A 16607-nucleotide genomic window follows, 5' to 3' on the forward strand; every position below is an offset into this window, starting at 1 on the left:
GCCCGTTGCCCGCAAGCGGCACCGACCCATTCGCCGGTTTCGCTGTGCCAGGCTCACGGAATGACCGATGTGACCTACCGGGAGGCGGTCCGCGCCGACCTGCCCGCCGTCATCGCCCTGCTCGCCGACGACGTCCTGGGCAGGGCCCGCGACTTCACCGAGGTCGACGAGGCGTACGAGCGGGCGTTCGGCGCCATCAGCGCCGACCCGCGCAACCTGCTGATCGTCGCCGAGCAGGGCGGCGAGCTGGTCGGGTGCCTCCAGATCACCTACATTCCGGGGTTGGGCCGGCACGGCGCCGAGCGGTCCCTGATCGAGGCGGTGCGGGTCCGCTCGGACCGGCGTGGCCAGGGGCTCGGTCGGGAGCTGATGACCTGGGCCATCGAGCAGGCCCGCGAGCGTGGCTGCGCCCTGGTGCAGCTCACCACGGACAAGACCCGCGCCGATGCGCACCGCTTCTACCTGGGGCTCGGCTTCGTGGCCAGTCACGAGGGCATGAAGCTCCCGCTCTAACCCACCGGGCAGGTTCGGTGGGGACGTGGGCAGGCCGCACCCCCGCCTCAGCCGTCGACCAGGCGGCCGTCGCGCAGGACGAGCACCCGGTCGGCGAGGTCGATCAGGGCGGGGTCGTGCGTGGCCACCAGGGCCGTCATGCCCCGGGCGTGCACCACCGCCCGCAGCAGGTCCATGATGGAGCGGCCGGTCTCCGAGTCGAGCTGACCGGTGGGCTCGTCGGCGATGAGCAGGTCCGGTTCGTTGGCGAGCGCGCGGGCGACCGCCACACGCTGCTGCTGCCCACCGGACAGCTCGTACGGGCGCTGCGCCGCGTGCCCGCCCAGCCCCACCAGTTCCAGCAGCACCGCCACACGCTGCTCCCGCTCCACGGCCGGCACCTGCGCCAGTCGCAACGGCACCCCCACGTTCTCGGCGGCGGAGAGGATCGGCACCAACCCGAAGGTCTGGAACACGAACCCGACGGTGCCGCGCCGCAGCCGCAGCAGCTCGGCCTCCCCGGCCGAGGTCACCTCGTGCCCGGCCACCACGACCTGGCCGCTGTCCGGCCGGTCCAGCCCGCCGATGAGGTTCAGCAACGTGGTCTTGCCGGCCCCGGAGCGGCCCCGGATGGCGACGAGTTCACCGCGGTTGGCGCTGAACGAGACGTCCCGTACCGCCTGTACTGCCTGTTCGCCGCGGCCGAAGGTCCGGCTCACGCCACTGACCCGCACGACCTCGTCCGCAGGTGTTCCAGCGCCACCACTGAACCCGGCCGCTCCGGTCACCACCATGTCCTGAGGGCTCACGCCCGTGCCTCCCGCTCGTCCGAGGCCCGGTCACCGGGCCGTACCTGCACGTGGTCGGGCTCCAGATCGAGCCGGACCCGCTCCTTCAGCGACAGCGCGTCGACGAACGCGGCCGGCAGTTGCATCCGGCCACTGCGGTCCAGCACCGCGTACTCCTCGCTGACCAGTTCGGTGTTGCCGTCCGCATCGACGCGCGCGGTCCGGCGTACCTCGGAGGCGGTTCGGCCGTCGCGGATCGCGACGGTCCGGCGGACCTGGGTGGCCACGGCGTGGTCGTGGGTGACGACGACGATGGTCACACCCAGTTCGGCGTTGATGGTGCGCAGCGCCGCGAAGACCTCGGCGCCGGTGGCCTCGTCCAGCTCACCTGTCGGCTCGTCGGCGAAGAGCACCTCCGGGTCGTTGGCCACCGCCACCGCCACGGCGCACCGCTGCTGCTCGCCGCCGCTGAGCTGACCCGGCCGACGGTCCGCGCAGTAGCCCACGCCGACCATGTCGAGCAACTCCCGGGCCCGTTCCCGGCGGGCCTTGCCGCCGCGCTTGCCTGCCAACTGCATCGGCAACTCGACGTTCTCCAGCGCGGTCAGGTACGGCAGCAGGTTGCGGCCGGTCTGCTGCCAGACGAACCCGACCAGCTCCCGCCGGTAGCTCAGTCGCCGCTTGGCCGACAGCGAGAGCAGGTCGTAGTCGGCCACCCGGGCGATGCCGGCGGTCGGCGTGTCCAGACCGGAGAGGATGTTGAGCAGGGTCGACTTGCCCGAGCCGGACGCGCCGACGATCGCCACCAGCTCGCCCCGGTCGATGACCAGGTCCAGACCCTGCAGGGCGACTACCTCCACCCCCTCGGTCTTGAAGATCCGCACCAGGCCGTCGCAGACGATGTGTCCGCGCAGTCGGTCCTGCCCGCCGGCCCGCTCGGCGGCGCGCTGTGCGGCCCTCTGCTGAAGGGCGGCCAGGTCGGGTACCAGTGCAGTCTGTGCGGTAACGGTCATCTCAGCTCTCCTCTCCGAGCCGGAGCACCTCACCGAGGCGCAGCCGGCGGTTGTTCAGGGCCTCGACGGCGACCGCGAAGCCGAGGGCGACCGCCCCGAGCGCGAACACCGCGACGACCAGGCCGGGTTCGAACGCCACCCGGACCGGCATTCCGCCGGTGAACGCGGACAGGCCGAGCACCGGATTGAGCACCAGCGGGAGCACCGCGCCGACAAGCGCGCCGGTCAGCACCGACACCCCGACCAGCGGGGCCAGCTCGACCAGCAACAGCCCCCGCCACTGCCGGCGGGACAGGCCGAGGGTACGCAGCCGGGACAGCACCTGCCCCCGGGCCCGCGCACCGGCCAGCACGGTGAACGCGATCGCCAGCAGCCCGAGAACGGTGCCTCCGGCGGCGCCCGCCACGAACCCGAACGCCAGCACGCCGTTCGCGCCACCGTCACCAAGATCCCGTCGTACGCCCGCTCGGGTGTCGACGGTGACCCCGAGCGGCCGTTCCCGGCCGGTCACCGCCCCCTGCTGCTGGTACCGCAACTGACCCGCGTCACCAGCCTGCCGAAGCTCATCCGCGTCGAGGCGATCCCCGGCTACCAGCAGGCTGGTCGGCACGGGGGTGGTGGTCCGCGGCGGCAGCGCCTGCCAGGGCAGGATGACGAACCGCCTGGTGTTCGCCGCCAACAGTGGGAAGGTGTCCTGCGCACCTGCCACCCGGAACTCGTACCGCTGGCCCTGGACGGAGATGAACGCCGAGTCGGCGAGCCCGCCCCGGGACAGGTCGGCGGCGACCGCCGGGGAGACGATCGCGGGCAGTGGCCCGGGTTGGGCCCGAGCCGAACGCAACACGGCCGGCACCGCGCCGTCCACGTCGGACTCCTCGGTCACCGTGGCCAGTCCAGGGCCGTCGACCAGCAGCACGGTCGCCTGCCCCATCCGCGCGTCGGTGCCGAGGTCGTCGGTTGCCAGCCGCTGGTCCGACTCGATCAGCACCGGGGTGGCGGCCCGGACGCCGGGCATGCCGTCCAGCGCCGCGACGGTGTCCGGGGCGAAGCGTTCGCCCCGGATCAGCGCGTCGGCGGGGACGATCCGCTCGGCGGCCCGGTCGCGGCTGGCGGCGACGCCGGCGGCGACGACCCCGCAGAACGCCGCCGTGCCGATCGCCAGCACCACGACGACCAGGGGGGCGGCGACGGCAGACCGCCCCGCCCGCGCGGTGCCGAGGAACGTCACGCTGCCACGCGTCCGCGCGGCAAGCCGGCTGACCAACCGCAACGGCCAGGGGTACGCGCGCAGCACGAGCACCGCCGCGGCGATCGCGAGCAACACGGGCACGGACACCAGCAGCGGATCCACCTCACCGAGGGTCAGCCCGCGCCGGCGCAGCAGCACCGCGGCGAGCACGGCAAGCAGCAGCAGGGACACCTCGACGGTGAGCCGCCGCGCCGACGGGTGCATCCGGACCAGGTCACGGCGCGCCGCCCCACCGGCCGGCACCGCAAGCGTCGCCAGCGGCAACGCCAGGGTGACCAGGACTGTCACCGCCGCGGCGTACGGGGCGGTCGGATCCGGTTCACCGGGGAACAGGGTGCCGAGCAACCAGCCAACCAGGGCGGCGGCCGGCACCACAAGCAACGACTCGGCGAGGCTGCGCCGGGCCCCGGTGGTGGCCGCGCCCCCACGGGCGCGGATCAACGCGAACTCCGAGCGGCGCCGTCTCGTGGCGAGCATGGCCGCGAGCACGATCAGTCCGGCCAGGGTGGCCAGCACACCGGCGCCGATGACCGAGAGGAGGGTGCGGGCGGCGTTCACCTGGGCGGCGAACTCGCGCAGCGGAACGTCGACGCCGATGGTCAACGCGTAGCCGGGCGGGAGGTTGCGTTGCATCTCCTGCAGGCCGTCGATGAGCTGGTTCAGACCGCTTGCGGCGATCCGGTCGATCCCCAGTCGGTACCGAAACTCGGACTGGATCGGCCAGCCCTCGGCGGCCCGCTTGTTCATGGCGGACTGGGCGATCACGCCGGTGATGGTGAACGGTTCGCTGTCGCCTGTCGGTTCGATGATCCGTAGCAGCTGCGGCAGTCCCTCCCACATCCCGTCCGCGCGGTCGACGGGTCGGAACAGGCCGGACACCACGACAGGTTTGGGGCTGCCGAAGGTACCCGCGAGGTCGACGGTGCCGATGCGGAGCCGGCTGCCGGCACGCAGGTTGAGCTTGCGGGCCACGTCGACGTCGAGCGCGACCTCGATCGGCCGATCCGGGACGTACGTCTCGCTGGGCCAGGCGCCCTCGACGAGGGTGCTGGCGTCCTGAACGCCGGGCATGGCCCGCAGGCCCACGTCGACAAGCAGGTCGCGAGCCGCGAGGTCCGGCCCGACCACGCGGGTCGGCGGGATATCCACCCGGAGCCACCGCTCGGTGATCGCCGAGCGCACCTGCGGCGGCATCCCGGCGGCGAGGGCGTCGAAACGCTCCTGCGCGTCGGCCATCGCCGTCTTCGTGGTGGGGACCGGGGCGTTCGACGTGTACGAGAGGTCCCGGCGGGCGGGGGGCTCGCTGGTGAGCTGCGCCCGCAACCCCTGTTCCGCGAGCCGGTTGACGAGTCGGGGCACTCCGCTGACCAGCAGGGTGACCACCAGGGTCAGCACCGCCAGGAGCAGGAACTGCCCGCCGTACGCCCGGACCCGCCGGGCGGCCGCGCCGACGCTCATCGTTCTCCCCCGATTCGCAGCTGCACCGCCGCCACCCGCTGACGGATGCCGGCGGCGATGAACGCGCTGAAGGCGAGCGCCGCCAGCAGCAGACCGACCGCGGTGAGGCCGATGGGCACCCAGGGCAGCGCGAATGCCGCCGGGGGCACCGGCCGGCCGGCGGCCGTGGTGAGGATGACCAACGGAGCCATGGTGGCTCCGACCGTGGCACCGAGCAGGAGCCCAACACCGACGCCGATGCCGGCCAGGAAGGTCTGCTCGGCCAGCAGCGCCCGGGCCAGCAGCCGAGGTGTGGCGCCGAGGGTGTTCAGCACCGCGAACTCGCCCACGCGACGCCGGGCGGTGGCCCACACGTCGACCATGAGACCGACCAGGGCGAGCAGCACCGCTCCGAGCGCGGCGGCGAGCATGCCGGTACGCGACCCGCGCCAGTACGGGTCGTCGGCGGCGGCCTTGATCACGGCGCGCCGGTCGAGGACTGTGACGCCGGTCAGTTCGGCGGTGGCGCGGGCGGCAGCCGCCGGGTCGTCGGCGCCGATCCACCACTCCGGCACCGGCCGGATGGTCCCGCCGGCGCGGATCAGCGCGTCGACAGCCGTGGGCAGGTCGAGCAGCACGCCCGCGCCGGTGGTGGTCGGCACGGAGTCCAGTTCACCGAGCAGCCGGGCCTGCACGGACGCGCCGGAGAGGGTCAGGTTGAAGGTGTCGCCGGTGTGCAGGCTCAACGCGTCACGTACTGCGGCGGTCATCAGCACCGGAACGGGTGCGATCTGCCCGGCGGGCACGATGGCGAACCGGGTGGGCGGTTGGTAGGCGAACTGCCCGCCGGGGATCACCTCCACCGGGAAGCTCGCGGCGACGCCCGTCGCGGTGGACTGCGCCCTGGGGGGCGCCTGGCCGTCGGTCGCCTGGCGGCCCGTCGCCGCGACCCAGTCCCCGGTCAGTTCGGCGGGTCGCGTGGCGCCGTCCGCGCCGACGAGAGTCAGGCCGTCCACCTGGAGCCGGTAGTTGTTCCCGGCCGCCGCCCCGCCGTCGGCCTCGAAGCCGGCGAGCCGCAGTCGCGCCGGGCCCACGTCGGGCAGCTGCACGGTGAACGGCGCGGCCCGTCCGTCGCTTGTGGCACTGACGGCCGGCAACCGGAAGGCCAGCCCGTCGGAGCTGGTGACCAGCAACGCCACGGCGATCCTCAGGGGCCGGTCGGCCTCGCCGACGGGCGTACGGGCCGTGCCGGTGATCGCGCGGGTGCCGGCGGGGAGTTCGACGCCGGTGGGGGCGCCGCGGGCAGCGACCATCCGCTGGTACTGCGTCGACACCGGCTCGTCGCTGAGTCGGTCGGCGAGCCGGACGACGCCGGCCGCGCTGGCCGGGTCGAGGCCGATCACGGTGACGGGCAGGTCCGCTCGGCCGACCCGTACCTCATCTCGCCACGCCGGCACTGCCCGGTGCACGCCCGGCAGCGCGGCGAGCTGACCTGCCCGGCTGGTCGGGGCGGAGCCGGCCCTCTCGGTCACCCGCAGGTCGGCGCCGACCGTGTGGCCGGCCTGTTCGACCTGGGACCGCTCACCCGTGCTGACCAGGGACCAGGCCAGGGTGCTCCCGCCGACGGCGAGGGCGAGCAGCAGCACCGGCCCGGCGTGCGGACGCCGGCCGGCCTGCCACATGCCGAGCATGGTGGCCGTCCACGGTCGCCTGTCGACGAACCGCTCGGCGAACCGGGTCAGCGGCGGGAGCACCCGTAGCGCCAGTACGGCCCCGGCCAGCACACCGAGGGTCGGCGCTGCCACCAGCAGCGGATCGAGTCCGAGACGGCCGTTCGAGCCGGCCAGCGGCGAGGCGTACCGGCGCAGCTGCACCCAGGCGAGCACGGCGAGCGCGACAAGCACCAGGTCGACGCTGGCCCGCTGGACGCTCGCCGACCGGTTCGGCCGGGACCGGGCGGCCATGTCGGCCACGTACGTGCCGGCCCCCCGCAGCGTCGGCGCGACCATGGCCACCAGGCATCCGGCGGCGGTCGCCGCGGCAGCCGCCCAGACCAGGGTGGTGTTGCCACCGGCGGTGGACAGCTCTGCCGTCCCGCCGGGGCGGACGAACCGCAGCGCCTCGCCGGCGATCACCGGCCCGAGCAGGGCTGCCGGTGCCACCACGAGGGTCGCCTCCCGGGCAGCCAGGCCGGCGAGCTGACGCCGGGCGGCGCCACGTGCGCGCAGCAGCGCGGTCTGGGGACGACGGTCCTCGTGCAGCAGGGCGGCGACCAGCACCAGCGCGTACCCGCCGAGCACCAGGATGAGCAGCAGCGGGGTGGCCAGCGCGGAGCGTCCCACCAGGTCGGCGCGGGCGATCCGGTCGAGCAGTTGGTCCATCTTCGTCAGCGTCTGGGCGGAGCTGCCCAGTTGGGCGGCGTCGGGCACCGCCGTCGCGGCGGCGTTCACGGCGGCACGCACCGCGGGCAGGTCACCGGCGTCGACGCCGCCGAGGTCCGGTTCGGCCAGCCAGGACGCCGTGACCGAGCCCGGGAAGGCGGTCGCGAAGTCGGCCGGGTCCAGCGCGAACGGCCCGTACGAGGTGGCCGACCCGGCGCTGCCCGTACCCACACCGGGGGCCAGCAGCCAGTACGCCTCGGTCGGGTCGCGGGGCCGCCAGGTGCCGGCGAGCACCATTTCGCTTGCCTTCTCGGTGGAGCGGTCCCGCAGGGGGATCCGCTCGCCGGTGGTCAGGCCGAGTGTCGTGGCGACCCGTTCCGGCAGACTCACCTGCACGGGTTTCGCTCCGGGACGCGGCCACGCTCCGTTGGTCAGCTCGGCGTGCGCGGCCAGGTCGTCGAGGGTGGCCAGGTTCGCGAAGATCGGCTCGTCGCCCGTGCGCGGCACCGAGCCGAGGTCGCCGGTCAGCTCCCGGCCGGTGCCGTATCGGGCCCCGGCGACGGTGACCGGCACCCCGGCGAGCCCGTCGGCGAACTGGGCTCGTGCCGCCTGGTCGCGCTTGGCGAACTCTGCGGCGTCGCGACCACCGGCGCCGCTGATCAGCAGACCGCGTTCCTCGGCCGGCGACGCGGCGACAAGCGCCCGCTGCCCGGCGTCCACCGCCCGGCGGTTGTAGTCGGACAGGCCGGTGACCAACGCGACCGCCACCAGAGCGGCGATCACCGCGGCAACCAGCAGACCCCGCGCCTCGCGGGCCCGCCTCCACACCAGCTTCATCCGACGCCTCCCCTGGCCCTGGCGGGCCGACGACCTTCAAGACAGGTCACCTACGGGGAAAGGTTCGCGCCCGTTACATGATCGTTATTACGAGTACGACAGGTGCGGTCACGTTCCGCGGCGGGCCGTCCGTACCGCGAACACGACAGCGCCCACGACGAGCAGCACGCCGATGAGCTGGAGGCCCGGCGAGTCGTCGGCTCCGCCGTACGCGACCGCGGCCACGCCGAGGGCGACGGCGAGGGTGGCGATGACGTACCTCATGGGGTGTCCTCCTCGACCCACTCCAGCAGGTCTCCGGGCTGGCAGTCGAGCACCCGGCACATCGCTTCCAGGGTGCTGAAGCGGACGGCCTTGGCGCGGCCGTTCTTCAGCACCGCCACGTTCGCGGGGGTGAGCCCGACGCGCTCGGCGAACTCACCGACGCTCATCTTGCGCTTGGCCAACTCGACGTCGATGCGGACGATGATGGGCATCAGATCACCGCCTCCATGTCGGTCCGCAGCGTGGTGGCCTGCCGCAGCAGCGCCCGCATCACCACCATCAGCAGCCCGAGCACCGTGACGCCCATCGTCAACAGGAACAGCAGGATCGGGCCACCCGGGTCGTCGGCGTTGAAGCCGACGTAGAGGAAGACGCCCACGAGCACCGCCCACCCCGCGCCGATGGCCCACACGATCAGATCGACCCACTTCAGGGACGCCTCGGTGAAGATGCGGTCGTCCCTGACCAGGCTGAGCAACTTCCAGGTGGACACGATCACCACCTGGACGCACAGCACCCAGAAGACCGTCACGGCGGTCAACGGCCACCGGAGGTAGGCGTGCTCGGGCGACTCCTGCGCCATGTGCGCGAACTGCCCCGGCAGCGAGAACGACTGGAACCCGACCAGGACCACGAACAGCACCACGAGAAAGACTCGGAGAGCGGCTACCGCTCGACGTTCAACAAACATGTATTGAGTCTCGCTCGTTACCTATCGAAAGTCAATCGGTTGTCGGCGCGACTGCCGAGCCCAACTTCGCCTAGGGTTCATCCGTGAGCATCGGGAAGACACCCGCCAGCGTGCGGCTCAGCAAGGTCAAGCGTCCGGGTGGGGTCTTATGGTTCGATCTCCAGCGGCTCGCGCAGGACGACGCGGGAACGTGGCTGCGGGGTCCGGTCGGTTCACCGTGGGGCACTCCGAGCGACAGTGGCAGGTTGCCCGTGCCGACAGTGGTGCTGCTGGCCGCGGACCGCCCGTGGGTGGCCTGGTGGGTCGAAGACCCCGCCGACAGGCGGCTGGAGATCGACGTGTGCCTTCCACCAGAGACCGTCGAAGCGGGTTGGCGGTATGTCGATCTTGAGCTGGATCCGGTGCGTCACGAGGCCGACGGACGTGTGGAGATCGAGGACTGGGACGAGTTCGAACAGGCGCGCCGGAACGGCTGGATGACGTCGGACGACGCGACGCTTGCGCAGACCACGGCCGAGCGCTGCGCGGAGGTGCTTCGGCAGGGGACAGAGCCCTGGCTTGGGCGCGGATGGGACATGCTCCGTCAGACGGCGTAGCAAGGCGCTGTCCGGCACTGCGAGGATGCTGACGTGGCGCAGATCGGGAGAACACTTCACGGCAAGCTGGTACGTGACCGCATTCCCGAGATCATCGCGGGCAACGGCCGGGTCCCGAAGTTTCGCGTCCTTCCTCGGGAGCGGCTCCTGCCGGCCCTTGTCGCCAAGTTGCACGAGGAAGCCGAGGAACTTGGGGCAGCCGGCCAGGAGGACGTCCTCGGTGAGCTCGCCGACGTCCAGGGGACAAGCCGTACCGCCCCGACAGCGGCGGCCGTTCGGCGAAAGAGCGAGAAGAGCCCGGCACGGATGCTTCCGGGGTTGGCCACGTCGCAGCACGGCGCTCAGCGTGCTTTCGTTCATTGGGCTTGCGCGCTCGTCGAGTGGTGATGGTGCGACGGATCGCGGTGCCGGCTGCTCACGTCCGCCGGTGGTAGTGGTTGCGGCGCGGCAGTTGGTCGGGGTCGAGCCAGGCCGGAGGCACGAATTCCGGGTGGCCGTCAGCGCCGAGGCGGACCGCCCAGTCGCTCCGGTGGACGTGCCGGTGGTGGTGGCCGCAGAGCAGGACCGCGTTGTCGAGGCTGGTCGGGCCGCCGTCGGCCCAGTGCCGGATGTGGTGGGCGGCGCACCAGCGGGGTGGCCGGTCGCAGCCCGGGAAGGCGCAGCCGCCGTCGCGCAGGACCAGTGCTCGACGCAGCGCGCCGGTGACGAGCCGGCGCTGTCGGCCCACGTCGAGGACCTGGCCGGCGCCGCCGAGCACGGCGGGCAGGACGGCGGCATCACAGGCGAGCCGGCGCACCGCGTCCGCTGTGAGCCGCAGGCCGACGTCGAGCACGCCGGCCCCCAACTGCCGGGTCAGCCCGTCGTAGCTTGTGGTGACCACGACATGGGCCGGATCGCCGCCGTTCTCGGGTAGCTCACCGGTACGCAGGGCGAGCCGGCACACGTCCGCGAGGGCGTCGTGGCGACGCTGCCCGGCGCAGCGGGTGTCGTCGGTGCCGGAGGGTGCGCTGAGTGGGTCGATGACGGCGCGCAGCAGCGCGGCGGCTTCCGCGTCCAGGGTGCCGGTGAGCCGTAGCCGCCCGCCTGCCTGCTCGGAGATGGTGACGTGCCGGTCGCGGGCCGCTCGGGCATCGTCGGCGGCGAGGGCCGCCGCGGCGGCGGCGTCGGCGAGGTCGGGGGCGGCGTGGTCGAGGATCCGGGCACCCATTCTGCGCAGCACCGAGGGCTCGAACTGCCCGGCCCACTCCACCAGCACGCCGACGGCCCCGTCGGCGACCTCGACACCCGCCGAGGTCGACACGGTGGCGGCCGTGTCGGCGATGACGCGGGCCTGCTCCACGGTGACCACCCCGTCGGCGAGGGCGGCCCGCACGCCAGGCGGGGCCACGTCGAGCGTGGCGGCGAGGCCGACCAGGCGGCGCGCCGCAGAGACGTCGAGGCGCAGGCGGTCGCGCAGCCACACAGCCGTCGAGGACGCGCCCTGCGCGACCGCGGTCCCCCGACCATCCAGCTCGCGCACCGCCGCCAACTGCACGGCCGCAAGTCGCTGCTGGAGCCGGTGCGTGGTGTCGAGCACCGCGATCAGATCGTGCTCGGAGAGCGCCCACGGGGCAGCGTCGGCGCAGCTCGCCACCGCACTCTCCGCCCGCGCCAACTCATCGATCACACCCAAATTTTAGAACAGGTGTACGACACTTTCGGCCCCCAGCGCCGCTTTCCGAAGATGGCCCGCCAGACAGCCAACGCGACCAGAATCGATGGCCCTTGAGCGGCACCCCGAGGGATCATTCGGCGTGACCGATGCCGCTGCAATGTTGAGAATCGCGGATCTGCGCCGAGCCTGTTCGATGCTGCTGGACGCGGCGGAGAGCAGATTCGGCCCGCACATCCCGCTGTCCCAGTTCCGCGTCGACCACTACTGGAACATCGATCTTCGTGCGGCATTCGAGATGACTCCGCAGCTGGAACTGGCGATCGACTGCGGGCAGAGCAGCGACGATCTCGCAGAGCTGATCGGCATCGTGCAGCGAGGTCCGGAGGACCTCCTGTCGCTGTGGCACGACCTCCAGCACGTGAGCGGGCTCCTGCGGCTGCTGGCGTACCTCGACCTGCCGGACGCCCCCGAGGCTCCCGGCAACTAGCGGAGAGAGAGTCAGGCGCTCTCGTCGGGGGTGCGCTTGGCGCGGCTGGGCTGCACGCGCTTGGGTTCGCCGGGCATCTTGGGGTGGTCTGGCGGGTACGGCAGGTCGCCCTGGCCGGCGGAGGCGTCGCGCTCGGCCCACTCCAGCAGGGGCGTGATGTCCCACGGGGCGTCGTCGATGCCGGCGTGCGGGTCGCCCTGCTCGGCGAGCCGGGCCGGGACGCTGCGCAGGTCGAAGTCGTCCGGGTCGACGTCGGGCAGCTCGTCCCAGGTGACCGGTGTGGAGACGGTCGCCCGCGCGTTGGCCCGCAACGAGTAGGCGCAGGCGATCGTGCGGTCGCGGGCCATCTGGTTGTAGTCGACGAACACCCGGCTGCCGCGCTCCTCCTTCCACCAGGCGGTTGTCACCAGGTCAGGGTTGCGGCGTTCCACCTCCCGGGCCAGCGCGATGGTGGCCCGGCGCACCTCGGTGAACGTCCAGCGGGGTTGGATGCGCAGGTAGACGTGCACACCGCGACCGCCGGAGGTCTTCGGCCAGCCGGTGGCGCCCAGCTCGTCGAGGACAGCGCGGACCTGCCCGGCGGCCCGCGCCGCGTCGGCGAAGTCGGTGCCTGGTTGCGGGTCGAGGTCGATGCGCAGCTCGTCGGGGCGGTCCACGTCGGTGGCGCGCACCGGCCACGGGTGGAACACGATCGTGCCCATCTGCGCCGCCCAGGCCACGTGCGCCAGGTCGGCCGGGCACAGCTCGGCGGCGCTGCGACCGCTCGGGAAGGTGATCTGGGCGGTCGTCACCCAGGGCGGCACGCCACGGGTGGGCACACGCTTCTGGAAGAACGCCTCACCCTCGACGCCCTCGGGGAAGCGTTGCAGCGTGGTGGGCCGGTCCCGCAGGGCGCGCATGATGCCGTCGCCGACCGCGAGGTAGTAGTGGAAGACGTCCGCCTTGGTGAACCCCCGCTGCGGGAAGATCACCCGGTCCGGACTGCTCAGCCGTACGCTGCGCCCGGCCACCTCGACCTCGGCGACCGCTGCCTTGGTGCCACCCATCCCGCGACCTTATGCCACGCCCCCGACGTTCGACGTACCGTTGACGGGTGAGTCTTGACGACAACAACCTGCCCAAGACCGAGGACGAGTGGCGTGTCCGCCTGAGCCCCGAGGAGTTCCACGTCCTGCGGGAGGCGGGGACCGAGCGCCCGTGGGTCGGCGAGTACGTGGACACCAAGACCCAGGGGGTCTACCACTGTCGCGCCTGCGGCCTGGAACTCTTCTCCAGCGACACGAAGTTCGACTCGCACTGCGGGTGGCCGAGCTTCGACGACGCCATTCCGGGCCGGGTCAAGGAGATCGAGGACCGCAGCCTCGGCATGGCCCGTACGGAGATCCGCTGCGCCCGCTGCGACAGCCACCTCGGGCACGTGTTCCACGGCGAGGGCTTCACTCCTAAGGACACCCGGCACTGCGTCAACTCGATCTCCGTCCGGCTGGAGCCGCGCTGATCTGAGCCGCGTACCCCTGGAGCAGCTCGACCTCGGCGGTCCGGGACCGCTCGATCCGCCGGGCCAGGTCGCGGACCCGCTCGTTGCGACCGACGTCGACCTGGGCCCGGGCCAGGTCGGCGGCGGCCCGCTGGTGCTCGGCGAGCACCTCGCGCAGCACCCGGTCGACGTCGGCGTCCCCGGCGGCCCGCAGCCGGTCGAGCGCGGTGTCGTCGCCGTGCCCGGCGTGGTCGTGCCCGGCCGTGCCGGTGCCCGGCCCGGCCGTGGGCAGCCAGCCGCTCATCGCCGACAGCTCGTCGGCCTCGGTCGCCTCGACGGCGGCGGCCAGGGTGCGCAGCGCGTCGTCGTGCAGTCGGTCCCGGGCCAGCCGGACGATCTGCAGGGTGCGTTCGCCGTGTCCGACCATCGTGCGCAGGAACACCACGTCGATGCCGCTCAGCTCGGCGCCGGCCGGCGCGGACCCGACCGCCGAAGACCCGGCCGACGCGGCCGGGGACGTGGGAGCCGACGCGGTCGGGGACGGCCCGGCGCAGGCGGCGAGCAGCGACGCGGCGACCAGCCACGACAGCAGGTGTACGCGGGGCATGCCGAGGCTCCGATCATCCGACGAGACGGCGACACGGGTGCGGCCGGGGCCGCACCCGTGCGGTCAGACCTGCTGCCAGAGCGCAGGCACGTTCGGGGGCTCCCAGCCGGGGATCGCCGTGTGGGCCTGCCGGCAGCGGTACGTCAGTCCGCCGTAGGTGACCTGGTCGCCGACCTGGTACGCCCGTCCGCTGGTCCAACTGCCGCCCGTGGGGGGCGGGGTCGTCGGCGCGGTGGTCGGGCTGGTGGTGGGCCGGGGCGTGGGCGAGGTGGTCGGCGTGGGGGTGGGCGTGGACCCGCCGCCGCCGATCTGCACGTCCATGCAGGAGTAGAAGGCGTTAGCGGTGTCGGAGATGTTCCAGACCGCGAGGATCTTCTGCCGGCCGGAGAAGCCGCCCAGGTTGACCGTGTGCGAGACCGTCGCGCCCGGCTGCTGCCCGTTGCCGTTGACCACGCCGACGCGGGTGTTGCCGATCCAGTACTCCCAGTTGCTGGTGGCGTGCCTGGCGGTGTTGACCCAGGTGAAGGTCAGCGAACTGCCGACCGACGTGGCGGGCCAGCCCCGGCTGTCGTCGTTGAGGACGGCGAACTGGGCGATTCCGGCGTTGCAGCTGCGCAGGCCCTTGGGCCCCTCCACGCTCTGCGGCTCGTACCTGATCTGTCCGCAGTCGGGCACCCGGCCCTGCGCGCAGAGCGCCTGGCGGCTGGGCGGGGCGGAGACGTAGCCGTGCGCCTGGGCGGGCGCGGCGACGGTGAGGGTGGCGGCGACAGCGCCCGCCGCCACCAGCGGGACGGTGATTCTTCGACGCATGGGGGCAGCTCCTTCTCCAGGTGCGGTGAGGTGCCCTCAAGGTAATTTAAACTTTATTAACAGTAAAGAGCGCCATCGATAAATCCATCGATGGTGACGACTTCACTCCTCAGAGTCGCAGCAGGCTGCCGCGGTCGTCGACATCGTCGGCCGTCTCGTCGTCGAGCCAGACCCCGCCGCTGGCGAGATAGCGGAACCGATACTCCCCCGGGCCGAGCTTCACGGTCACCGTCCGGGTGCCGTCGCGGCGGGCCACCAGCTCGTGCAGCCCGGGCTCCCAGTCGTTGAAGGAGCCCACCACGCTCACCGGACCGGGCGGGGCGTCCCGGGGTAGACAGAAGGTCACCCGGGTCTGGCTGCCGAAGAGCTTGTTGCGTTTGATCATGGCGATCCTCCGGGGTCACGGCGGTCCACCCGGCCTAACGGACGACACGCCGGAGCCGACACGCCGCCAAGCCCCGCCGACTGGCGGCAATTCGCCCACCACCGCCCCAACCTCGGGCACCCTGGTGGCACATGTCCTGATACGGGGGGTTTTCCGTGGCAACCTGCGAGGTCTGCGGCAACGACTACTGGATGGCGTTCGAGGTGCACACCGTCAGCGGCGACGTGCACACATTCGACTCCTTCGAGTGCGCGATCCACCGCATGGCACCCATCTGCGAACACTGTCAGATCAAGATCGTCGGGCACGGCGTGGAGGTCAACGGCCGGTTCTTCTGCTGCGGGCACTGCGCCCGCGCGGTCGAGGGCGCCGAGGGCGCCGAGATCCGAGACGCCGTGGGCGCGCGCCCCGCCTGAGCGAAACCCCTGCGGTACGGTCGTCCCCATGCGGTCGTTCCTTCGGAGCGCATCCGTGTCCACCTCTCGTACCGCGCGCCCGGCCGCCCCGGCGCCGGCCGTCCACCGGGCCCGCACGGGCCTCATCCAGATCAGCGTCACCGGAGTCCTCTGGGGCACCACAGGCGTGGCGGTGCAACTCCTCCGCGAGAGCACCGGGCTCAGCCCGGTGAGCATCGGCTTCCACCGGCTGGCGATCGCCGCGCTCGTCCTGCTGGCGTGCACCGCCGGCCGGTTGGGCGCGCTCCTGGCCGCCCTGCGCGCCACACCCGTACCGCTGCTGCTCACAGGCGTCGGCCTCGGGCTCTACCAGGCGCTCTACTTCGCCGCCGTGGTGCTCGCCGGGGTCAGCGTGGCCACCGTCGTGAGCCTGGGCCTGGCCCCGGTGCTCGCCGCGACCTGGGAGTCGCTGCGGGCCCGCCGGCTCCCCGACCCGGTGCGCCTCGGCACCCTGGTCACCGCCGTGGCCGGGCTCGCCCTGATCACCGGGGCCACCGCCGAGCCCACGACTGCCGCGCCGGCCCCGCTGCTGGGCCTGCTCGCGGCCGCCGGGTCCGGCCTCGGGTACGCGGTGACGACCCTGATCAGCCGCCAGGTGTCGCAGCACACCGCGCCGATGACGCTGACCACCATCTCCACGGTGGTCGGCGCGCTGACCCTGGCGCCGATGGCAGTGGTCTCCGGCGTCGCCGTCGACGTACGCCTCGACACCCTGGCGCTGCTGCTGCACCTCGGCGTCGTCACCACCGCCGTGGCGTACGCGCTGTTCTACGCCGGGCTGCGGACGACCGCCGGCAGCGTCGCGGCCGTGCTGACCCTGCTCGAACCGCTGACGGCGGCCGCGCTGGCCGTGGCGCTGCTGCACGAGCCGCTCCCGCTGCCGGTGCTCGTCGGCGGCGCGTTGCTGCTCACCGCCGTGGCTGCGACATACCTCGCACCCGACCGGGCAGATACCGCGTGAACCCCCCGGCCTAGGATCGGTGC

Annotated in this window: 19 protein-coding genes; 7 read left to right on the forward strand and 12 right to left on the reverse strand. The window is 72.7% G+C overall.

The window, feature by feature from the left end; genetic code table 11:
* Window positions 1-60: 60 nt before the first annotated feature.
* Window positions 61-513 carry a GNAT family N-acetyltransferase gene (locus ACLQ26_RS21280; protein ID WP_425746094.1) on the forward strand — a complete coding sequence of 151 codons (453 nt, stop codon included), beginning with the start codon at window positions 61-63 and terminating at the stop codon, window positions 511-513.
* Between the two features lie 47 nt (window positions 514-560).
* Here ACLQ26_RS21280 and ACLQ26_RS21285 read toward each other — a convergent pair whose 3' ends face one another.
* The 7 genes from ACLQ26_RS21285 to ACLQ26_RS21315 all read right to left on the reverse strand — a co-directional run bounded on the left by ACLQ26_RS21285 (window position 561) and on the right by ACLQ26_RS21315 (window position 9152).
* On the reverse strand, window positions 561-1286 hold the full coding sequence (locus tag ACLQ26_RS21285; protein ID WP_425746253.1) for an ABC transporter ATP-binding protein: 726 nt from the start codon (window positions 1284-1286) through the stop codon (window positions 561-563).
* 11 nt (window positions 1287-1297) lie between these two features.
* Complete coding sequence (locus ACLQ26_RS21290) at window positions 1298-2293, reverse strand: ABC transporter ATP-binding protein (RefSeq protein ID WP_425746095.1); 996 nt, start codon at window positions 2291-2293, stop codon at window positions 1298-1300.
* Between the two features lies 1 nt (window position 2294).
* Window positions 2295-5000, reverse strand: a complete 2706-nt coding sequence (locus tag ACLQ26_RS21295; protein WP_425746096.1) for an FtsX-like permease family protein — start codon at window positions 4998-5000, stop codon at window positions 2295-2297.
* Entirely contained in the window at window positions 4997-8197 is a 3201-nt protein-coding gene (locus tag ACLQ26_RS21300; protein ID WP_425746097.1) for an FtsX-like permease family protein, read from the reverse strand. The genes ACLQ26_RS21295 and ACLQ26_RS21300 overlap by 4 nt, the downstream gene beginning before the upstream one ends.
* Before the next feature lie 108 nt (window positions 8198-8305).
* Window positions 8306-8461 carry a hypothetical protein gene (locus ACLQ26_RS21305; protein WP_425746098.1) on the reverse strand — a complete coding sequence of 52 codons (156 nt, stop codon included), beginning with the start codon at window positions 8459-8461 and terminating at the stop codon, window positions 8306-8308.
* Complete coding sequence (locus ACLQ26_RS21310; RefSeq protein WP_425746099.1) at window positions 8458-8673, reverse strand: helix-turn-helix domain-containing protein; 216 nt, start codon at window positions 8671-8673, stop codon at window positions 8458-8460. The genes ACLQ26_RS21305 and ACLQ26_RS21310 overlap by 4 nt, the downstream gene beginning before the upstream one ends.
* On the reverse strand, window positions 8673-9152 hold the full coding sequence (locus ACLQ26_RS21315; protein WP_425746100.1) for a DUF2975 domain-containing protein: 480 nt from the start codon (window positions 9150-9152) through the stop codon (window positions 8673-8675). The genes ACLQ26_RS21310 and ACLQ26_RS21315 overlap by 1 nt, the downstream gene beginning before the upstream one ends.
* An 83-nt stretch (window positions 9153-9235) precedes the next feature.
* Between ACLQ26_RS21315 and ACLQ26_RS21320 the strand changes: the two genes are divergently transcribed.
* Together ACLQ26_RS21320 and ACLQ26_RS21325 are read left to right on the forward strand one after the other, a co-directional pair.
* Window positions 9236-9748, forward strand: a complete 513-nt coding sequence (locus ACLQ26_RS21320; protein ID WP_425746101.1) for a DUF402 domain-containing protein — start codon at window positions 9236-9238, stop codon at window positions 9746-9748.
* A 33-nt stretch (window positions 9749-9781) separates the two neighbouring features.
* Window positions 9782-10135, forward strand: a complete 354-nt coding sequence (locus ACLQ26_RS21325) for a nucleoside triphosphate pyrophosphohydrolase (RefSeq protein ID WP_425746102.1) — start codon at window positions 9782-9784, stop codon at window positions 10133-10135.
* A gap of 28 nt (window positions 10136-10163) precedes the next feature.
* Here ACLQ26_RS21325 and ACLQ26_RS21330 read toward each other — a convergent pair whose 3' ends face one another.
* Complete coding sequence (locus ACLQ26_RS21330; protein ID WP_425746103.1) at window positions 10164-11414, reverse strand: DUF222 domain-containing protein; 1251 nt, start codon at window positions 11412-11414, stop codon at window positions 10164-10166.
* A gap of 145 nt (window positions 11415-11559) precedes the next feature.
* Here ACLQ26_RS21330 and ACLQ26_RS21335 point away from each other — a divergent pair, with 145 nt between their 5' ends.
* Window positions 11560-11889, forward strand: a complete 330-nt coding sequence (locus ACLQ26_RS21335; protein WP_425746104.1) for a hypothetical protein — start codon at window positions 11560-11562, stop codon at window positions 11887-11889.
* Window positions 11890-11900: 11 nt separating this feature from the next.
* Here the strand turns inward: ACLQ26_RS21335 and ligD are convergent, their stop codons facing one another.
* Entirely contained in the window at window positions 11901-12935 is a 1035-nt protein-coding gene (gene ligD / locus ACLQ26_RS21340) for a non-homologous end-joining DNA ligase (RefSeq protein ID WP_425746105.1), read from the reverse strand.
* A 47-nt stretch (window positions 12936-12982) separates the two neighbouring features.
* On the opposite strand from ligD, the gene msrB reads away from it, so the two are divergent.
* Window positions 12983-13387: a peptide-methionine (R)-S-oxide reductase MsrB gene (gene msrB, locus ACLQ26_RS21345; protein ID WP_234588985.1), complete on the forward strand. Its 405-nt coding sequence runs from the start codon at window positions 12983-12985 to the stop codon at window positions 13385-13387.
* Here the strand turns inward: msrB and ACLQ26_RS21350 are convergent.
* The 3 genes from ACLQ26_RS21350 to ACLQ26_RS21360 all read right to left on the reverse strand — a co-directional run bounded on the left by ACLQ26_RS21350 (window position 13353) and on the right by ACLQ26_RS21360 (window position 15168).
* Entirely contained in the window at window positions 13353-13973 is a 621-nt protein-coding gene (locus ACLQ26_RS21350) for a DUF305 domain-containing protein (protein ID WP_425746106.1), read from the reverse strand. The genes msrB and ACLQ26_RS21350 overlap by 35 nt on opposite strands.
* A gap of 63 nt (window positions 13974-14036) precedes the next feature.
* Window positions 14037-14783 (reverse strand): lytic polysaccharide monooxygenase, encoded by a 747-nt coding sequence (locus ACLQ26_RS21355; RefSeq protein WP_425746107.1) that lies wholly within the window; start codon window positions 14781-14783, stop codon window positions 14037-14039.
* Window positions 14784-14892: 109 nt separating this feature from the next.
* On the reverse strand, window positions 14893-15168 hold the full coding sequence (locus ACLQ26_RS21360) for a glycoside hydrolase (protein WP_425746108.1): 276 nt from the start codon (window positions 15166-15168) through the stop codon (window positions 14893-14895).
* 155 nt (window positions 15169-15323) lie between these two features.
* Here ACLQ26_RS21360 and ACLQ26_RS21365 point away from each other — a divergent pair, with 155 nt between their 5' ends.
* Both ACLQ26_RS21365 and ACLQ26_RS21370 read left to right on the forward strand, forming a co-directional pair.
* Window positions 15324-15584 (forward strand): hypothetical protein, encoded by a 261-nt coding sequence (locus tag ACLQ26_RS21365; protein ID WP_007456992.1) that lies wholly within the window; start codon window positions 15324-15326, stop codon window positions 15582-15584.
* Between the two features lie 28 nt (window positions 15585-15612).
* Window positions 15613-16584, forward strand: coding sequence for a DMT family transporter (locus ACLQ26_RS21370; RefSeq protein ID WP_425746109.1), 972 nt, complete (start codon window positions 15613-15615; stop codon window positions 16582-16584).
* Window positions 16585-16607 lie beyond the last annotated feature (23 nt).

The sequence above is a fragment of the Micromonospora sp. DT43 genome, assembly GCF_049841645.1.
Lineage (GTDB): Bacteria > Actinomycetota > Actinomycetes > Mycobacteriales > Micromonosporaceae > Micromonospora.